The organism is Aromatoleum evansii (assembly GCF_012910805.1).
Lineage (GTDB): Bacteria > Pseudomonadota > Gammaproteobacteria > Burkholderiales > Rhodocyclaceae > Aromatoleum > Aromatoleum evansii.
The window spans coordinates 23,320-29,496 of record NZ_WTVK01000063.1; the positions used below are offsets into that span (position 1 = coordinate 23,320).

A 6,177-nucleotide genomic window follows, 5' to 3' on the forward strand; every position below is an offset into this window, starting at 1 on the left:
TCACGAGAGGAGAAGAGACATGGAACGCAAGGAATGGCCGCTGTGGGAAGTCTTCGTGCGCAGCAGGAACGGCCTCGATCACAAGCACTGCGGCAGCGTGCACGCGCCCGACGCCAAGCTCGCGCTGCAGGTTGCGCGCGACGTCTACACCCGCCGCCAGGAAGGCGTGAGCATCTGGGTCGTCGAGGCCGGCAACATCGTCGCCTCGGATCCGGACGCCAAGCCCGAGCTGTTCGATCCGGCCGAGGACAAGATCTACCGGCACCCGACCTTCTACCAGCTGCCCGACGAAGTGAACCACATGTGAGAGCGCCGGAAAATGACCACTACCCCCGCCCACATTGAATACGTCACCCGCCTCGGCGACAACGCGCTGATCCTCGGCCAGCGCATGTCCGAATGGTGCGGCCACGCGCCGGTGCTCGAAGAGGACATGGCGCTCGCGAACATGTCGCTCGACCTGATCGGCCAGGCGCGCATGCTGCTCACGCACGCCGGCAAGCTCGAAGGCAAGGGCCGCGACGAGGACCAGCTTGCCTTCCTGCGCACCGAGATGCACTACCGCAACCTCACGCTGTGCGAGCTGCCCAACGTCGACTTCGGCCGCACGATGGTGCGCAATTTCCTCTTCGCGAGCCTCCAGGTGCTGCTGTGGGAGCGCCTGCTCGCGTCGAGCGACACCGAACTCGCCGCGATCGCCGCGAAGAGCCTCAAGGAAGCGCGCTACCACGCGCAGCACGCCGGCGACTGGGTCGTGCGTCTGGGCGACGGCACCGCCGAATCGCACGAACGCGCGCAGGCTGCGCTCGACTACCTGTGGCCCTACACCGCCGAGTTCTTCGCTGCGAATCCGACCGACGAGGCGATTGCCGCCGCCGGCATCGGCCCGGCCTGGAGCGAGCTCGAAGCGGCGTGGGAAGCCGTGGTCGTGCCGGTGTTGAACGAGGCGACGCTGACCGTGCCGGCGCGCACGCCCTTCAAGTCCTACGGCAAGTTCGGCCGCCACAGCGAGCACCTCGGGCACCTGCTGTCGGAGATGCAGTACCTGCAGCGCACCTATCCCGGCGCGCAGTGGTAAGTGTGGCGATGCTGACCGAAACCCAGGCCTGGGACGTCCTCCACGCCGTGCCCGATCCCGAGATCCCGGTGATCTCGGTGACCGAGCTCGGCATCGTGCGCGAGGTCCATGCGCGCGACGGCGGGCTGCACATCGTCGTCACGCCGACCTATTCCGGCTGTCCGGCGACCGAGGTGATCGCGCAGAGCATCCGCGATGCGCTCGTCGCCGCCGGCGCCGGCGAGGTCGATGTCGAGACGCGCCTCGCGCCCGCCTGGACCACCGCCTGGATCACCGAGCCGGCGAAGGAGAAGCTGCGCGCCTACGGCATCGCGCCCCCGTCCGGCGACGCGGCGGTCGGCGGTGCCCAGCCGATCCGCTTCGTGCCGCGCAAGCTCGCCTGCCCGCGCTGCGGCTCGACCGACACGACCCGCCTGTCGCAGTTCGGCTCGACCGCGTGCAAGGCGCTGTACCGCTGCCAGAGCTGTCTCGAACCATTCGAATACTTCAAACCGATCTAGCGATGAAAGGTACATGCGCAAGAGATAGGACGCCTTTCCGAAGAGGGAGCGGCTATGTGGGGGCGGCTTCAGCCGCGAAGCAGCGGTGTTGCGGAGTGAGCCGCCCATTCGCGGCTGAAGCCGCTCCCACAGGGAAGTCAGCCCCCTTTGGCGGCTGAAGCCGCCCCCGCCGGGGAAATCGACCGAACGACAGCACACAAGGTCGCCGCAGATGCGACCACGGAGACAAAGACATGACGACGCACAGAACGCCGAAGTTCCATCCGCTGAAAGTCGCCGAGGTGCGGCGCGAGACGCCCGAGGCGGTGAGCCTGCGCTTCGAGATTCCGGCCGAACTGGCAGAGGACTACCGCTTCGAGCAAGGCCAGCACCTCAACCTCAAGGTCATGGTCAACGGCGAGGAGCTGCGCCGCTCCTACTCGATCTGCTCCGGTGTCGATGACAACGAGCTGCGTGTCGCGATCAAGAAGATCGGCGGCGGCGTGTTCTCCACCTGGGCCAACGACGGCGGAATCAGGGTCGGCGACGTGCTGGAGGTGATGACTCCCGAAGGCCGCTTCCACACCCCGCTCGACCCCGCGCACGCCAAGCACTACGTCGCCTTCGCCGCCGGCAGCGGCATCACGCCCATCCTGTCGCTGGTGAAGACCACCCTCGCGGCGGAGCCGCACAGCCGCTTCACGCTCGTCTACAGCAACCGCCGCCAGGCGAGCGTGATGTTCGCCGAGACGCTCGAAGACCTGAAGAACCGCCACATGGCGCGCTTCACGCTGTACAACCTGTTCTCCCGTGAGGAGCAGGAGGTGCCGCTCTTCAACGGCCGGCTCGACGGCGAGCGGGTGCGCCAGTTCCTCGACACCCTGATCCCCGTCGACACCATCGACGAAGCCTTCATCTGCGGTCCCGGCGCGATGATCGACGAGGTCGAGGCTGCACTGCAGGCCGCGGGCCTCGCACACGAGCACATCCACCTCGAGCGCTTCGGCGTGCCGGCCTCCGCCCCCGAGCACCACGTCGAACCGGGTGATGCGACCCAGGCGAAGGTCACCGTGATCGCCGACGGCCTCAGGCGCGAGATGGAGTTCCGCGCCGAGGATCCGTCCATCCTCGACGTCGCGCTGCGCGCCGGCATGGACCTGCCGTATTCGTGCAAGGGCGGCGTGTGCTGCACCTGCCGCGCGAAACTGCTTGAGGGCAAGGTGCGCATGGACAAGAATTTCACCCTCGAACAGCCGGACGTCGATGCCGGCTACATTCTCACCTGCCAGGCGCACCCCCTCACGGAGCGCGTCGTCATCAGTTTCGACGAGCGCTGAGGGAAGCGGCTGGCCCCGAAACAGGCACGACATCCGGCATGGCACGAGGCAAGGCACCCACTTTCGAGCTGCAGCGCGCGACGATGTTGCGCGCGGCGGCGGGGCAGTTCGCGGAAAAGGGCTTCCACAATGCCTCGATGTCGGCCATCGCCCAGGCCTGCGGCGTGTCGAAGCCACTGCTCTACCACTACTACCGCGACAAGGAGCACCTGCTGTTCGACATCGCCGATAGCTACATCGACGAGCTGCTCGCGATCGTCGCGTCCGTGGAGGCGCGCAAGCTCGACCCGGAGGCCCATTTCTCCGAGCTCGTGACGCGCTTCATGGAGGAATACGAGCACGCGCAGGACCATCACATGGTGATCGTGCAGGATGTGAAGTTCCTCAGGGAGGAGCAGGCGGAGAGCGTCGCCGCCAAGCAGCGGCGCGTGGTGGCGGCCTTCGCCGACGCGCTGGCGCGGGTCGAACCCGGCCTCAAGGGCCGCAAGCTCGACAAGGCGGTCACGATGATCCTGTTCGGCATGATCAACTGGACCTTCACCTGGCTGCGCGCGGACGGCCCGCTGACCTTCCACGACATGGCGCCCATCGTCACCGGGATCTTCCTCAACGGCGTGCGTGGCCTGATGCGCGGCGAAGGCGGCGGTGTCGCGGTGGTGGGGGCGGCGGCGGATGCCTAGTGCGTCAGCCGGACGCAAGGGACCGACCCTATGCTCGGGGTGTCACGCGCGCGGAATTTCTCACGCAACCTGGCGCCGGCGTGGTCAAAATGTGATTCAGATCAATAGTTGGACTGGCAATAGTTTGTATCGTAAGCAATAATCGCCTGACGCGACCGCGGCTTCCCTCAGGTCCGGTCGCCAATAATCCAAGAGGAGGAGACACACCATGAAACTGCGCACTTCCCTGATGGCTGCCATCGGTCTTGCATTTGCCGCGACTGCCGCACAGGCCGACATCAACGTCGGCGTGACCGTGTCGGCGACCGGCCCTGCCGCCTCGCTGGGCATCCCGGAAAAGAACACGATCGCGCTGCTGCCGACGACGATCGCGGGCGAGAAGGTGAATTACATCGTCCTCGACGACGCCTCCGACACCACTTCGGCCGTGAAGAACGTCCGCAAGCTGATCTCCGAGGACAAGGTCGACGTGATCCTCGGTTCCACGATCACGCCGAACTCGCTGGCGATGATCGATGTGGTCGCCGAGGCCGCGACGCCGATGATCTCGATGGCCGCCTCGGCGCGCATCGTCGAGCCGGTCGACGACAAGAAGCGCTGGGTGTTCAAGACGCCGCAGAACGACGCGCAGATGTCGACCGCGATCATCGAGCACATGACCAACAACGGCGTGAAGACGGTCGCCTTCATCGGCTTCTCCGACGCCTACGGCGAAGGCTGGTACGAGCAGTTCTCGGCGGTGGCCGATGCGCGCAAGCTGAAGATGGTCGCGAACGAGCGCTTCGCCCGCACCGACACCTCGGTGACCGGCCAAGTGCTGAAGATCATGGCGGCGAAGCCCGATGCGGTGCTGATCGCCGGTTCCGGCACGCCGGCCGCGCTGCCGCAGAAGGCGTTCAAGGAGCGCGGCTTCACGGGCAAGATCTACCAGACCCACGGCGTCGCCAACAACGACTTCCTGCGCGTGTGCGGCAAGGACTGTGAGGGCACCTTCCTCCCGGCCGGCCCGGTGCTCGTCGCCGACCAGCTGCCTGACAGCAACCCGGTGAAGAAGAGCGCGGTCGAGTACATCTCCAAGTACGAGGCGGCGCATGGCAAGGGCAGCGTGTCGACCTTTGGTGCGCATGGCTGGGACAGCGGCGTGCTGCTCGCCGCCGCGGTGCCGACGGCACTGAAGAAGGCCAAGCCCGGCACCAAGGAGTTCCGCGCCGCGCTGCGCGATGCGCTGGAAGGCCTGAAGGAAGTGCCGGCCGCGCACGGCATCTTCACCATGAGCCCCAACGACCACCTCGGGCTGGACCAGCGCGCGCGCGTGATGGTGCAGATCCAGAACGGCGCATGGAAACTCGTCAAGTAAGTTCTTCCTGAGCTGAAACCGTGACGGCCGGGTTTCGCCCCGCGCCGTGCGGGGCTTTCATTCGTTGCTGAAAGAGTCGGGAGCGGCCCGCGCCGCTCCCGATAGCGGGGTTCGTCCATGGATTTCCAGATAGCGCTGTTGCTCGCACAGGACGGCATCACCAACGGTGCGATCTATGCGCTGCTCGCGCTCGCGCTGGTGCTGGTGTTTGCCGTGACGCGGGTGATCTTCATTCCGCAGGGGGAGTTCGTCGCCTATGGCGCGCTGACCCTGGTCATGATCCAGGCCGGCCACGTGCCGGCCACGCTGTGGCTGCTCGTCGGTGCCGGGGTGCTCGCGGCCGTGGTCGATGCCCGCGGCGCACTCGCCAGCGGCCAGAAGGGGCGGCTCGCGGGCGTGCTGGCGTGGAACGCCGGCTACCCGCTGGTGCTCGCGGCGCTGCTCTACCTGCTGCCGCTCGCGACCCTGCCGCTTGCCGTGCAGGTGCTGCTGGCGCTCCTCGTGATCGTGCCGATGGGCCCGCTGATGTACCGCCTCATCTACCAGCCCATCGCCGCCGCGCCGGTGCTGATCCTGCTGATCGTGTCGGTCGCCGTGCACGTCGGCATGGTCGGCTTGGGGCTCCTCTTCTTCGGCGCCGAAGGCTCGCGCACGCCGGCCTTCTCCGAGGCGCGCTTCGAAGTCGGCCCGATGATGGTCACCGGCCAGACGATCTGGGTCGTCGCCGCCTCCATCGTGCTCATCGTCGCCCTGTACCAGTTCTTCGGCCGCACCATCTACGGCAAGGCCCTGCGCGCGACCGCGATGAACCGCAACGGCGCGCGCCTGATGGGCATCTCGCCCGCGCTCGCCGGGCGGCTCACCTTCCTGCTCGCGGCCCTCATCGGTGCGCTCTCGGGCGTGCTGATCGCCCCGATCACCACCATCTACTACGACACCGGCTTCCTCATCGGGCTCAAAGGCTTCGTCGCCGCCATCGTCGGCGGGCTCGCCAGCTACCCCATCGCCGCCGCCGGCGCCGTGCTGGTGGGCCTGCTCGAAGCCTTCAGCTCCTTCTGGGCCAGCGCCTACAAGGAAGTCATCGTGTTCACGCTCATCATCCCGGTGCTGCTGTGGCGTTCGCTCACCAGCCACCACGTGGAGGAAGAGGAATGAAGCCCGCACTCTCCCCGCGCGTCGTGCTCGGCGCCTTCATGCTCGTGCTGCTGGTGGCGCCGCTCGTGATGCCGCCCTTCTACGTGACGCT

The 6,177-nt window shown here is 66.9% G+C and carries 7 protein-coding genes; all 7 read left to right on the top strand.

The window, feature by feature from the left end; genetic code table 11:
• The first annotated feature begins 19 nt into the window (after positions 1–19).
• The 7 genes from paaB to GO615_RS23145 all read left to right on the top strand — a co-directional run bounded on the left by paaB (position 20) and on the right by GO615_RS23145 (position 6,086).
• The gene (paaB, locus tag GO615_RS23115) at positions 20–307 is read left to right on the top strand and encodes a 1,2-phenylacetyl-CoA epoxidase subunit PaaB (protein WP_169132236.1); all 288 of its coding nucleotides are present in this window, start codon (positions 20–22) and stop codon (positions 305–307) included.
• Positions 308–319: 12 nt separating this feature from the next.
• Positions 320–1,078, top strand: coding sequence for a 1,2-phenylacetyl-CoA epoxidase subunit PaaC (paaC, locus tag GO615_RS23120; RefSeq protein ID WP_169132237.1), 759 nt, complete (start codon positions 320–322; stop codon positions 1,076–1,078).
• A gap of 8 nt (positions 1,079–1,086) precedes the next feature.
• On the top strand, positions 1,087–1,578 hold the full coding sequence (paaD, locus tag GO615_RS23125; RefSeq protein WP_169132238.1) for a 1,2-phenylacetyl-CoA epoxidase subunit PaaD: 492 nt from the start codon (positions 1,087–1,089) through the stop codon (positions 1,576–1,578).
• A gap of 233 nt (positions 1,579–1,811) precedes the next feature.
• Complete coding sequence (gene paaE, locus GO615_RS23130) at positions 1,812–2,894, top strand: 1,2-phenylacetyl-CoA epoxidase subunit PaaE (protein WP_169132239.1); 1,083 nt, start codon at positions 1,812–1,814, stop codon at positions 2,892–2,894.
• Between the two features lie 38 nt (positions 2,895–2,932).
• Positions 2,933–3,574, top strand: a complete 642-nt coding sequence (locus GO615_RS23135; RefSeq protein WP_169132240.1) for a TetR/AcrR family transcriptional regulator — start codon at positions 2,933–2,935, stop codon at positions 3,572–3,574.
• Between the two features lie 208 nt (positions 3,575–3,782).
• Positions 3,783–4,931: an ABC transporter substrate-binding protein gene (locus tag GO615_RS23140; RefSeq protein WP_169132241.1), complete on the top strand. Its 1,149-nt coding sequence runs from the start codon at positions 3,783–3,785 to the stop codon at positions 4,929–4,931.
• A gap of 117 nt (positions 4,932–5,048) precedes the next feature.
• Positions 5,049–6,086 (top strand): branched-chain amino acid ABC transporter permease, encoded by a 1,038-nt coding sequence (locus GO615_RS23145; RefSeq protein WP_169132242.1) that lies wholly within the window; start codon positions 5,049–5,051, stop codon positions 6,084–6,086.
• The last annotated feature ends 91 nt before the right edge of the window (positions 6,087–6,177 follow it).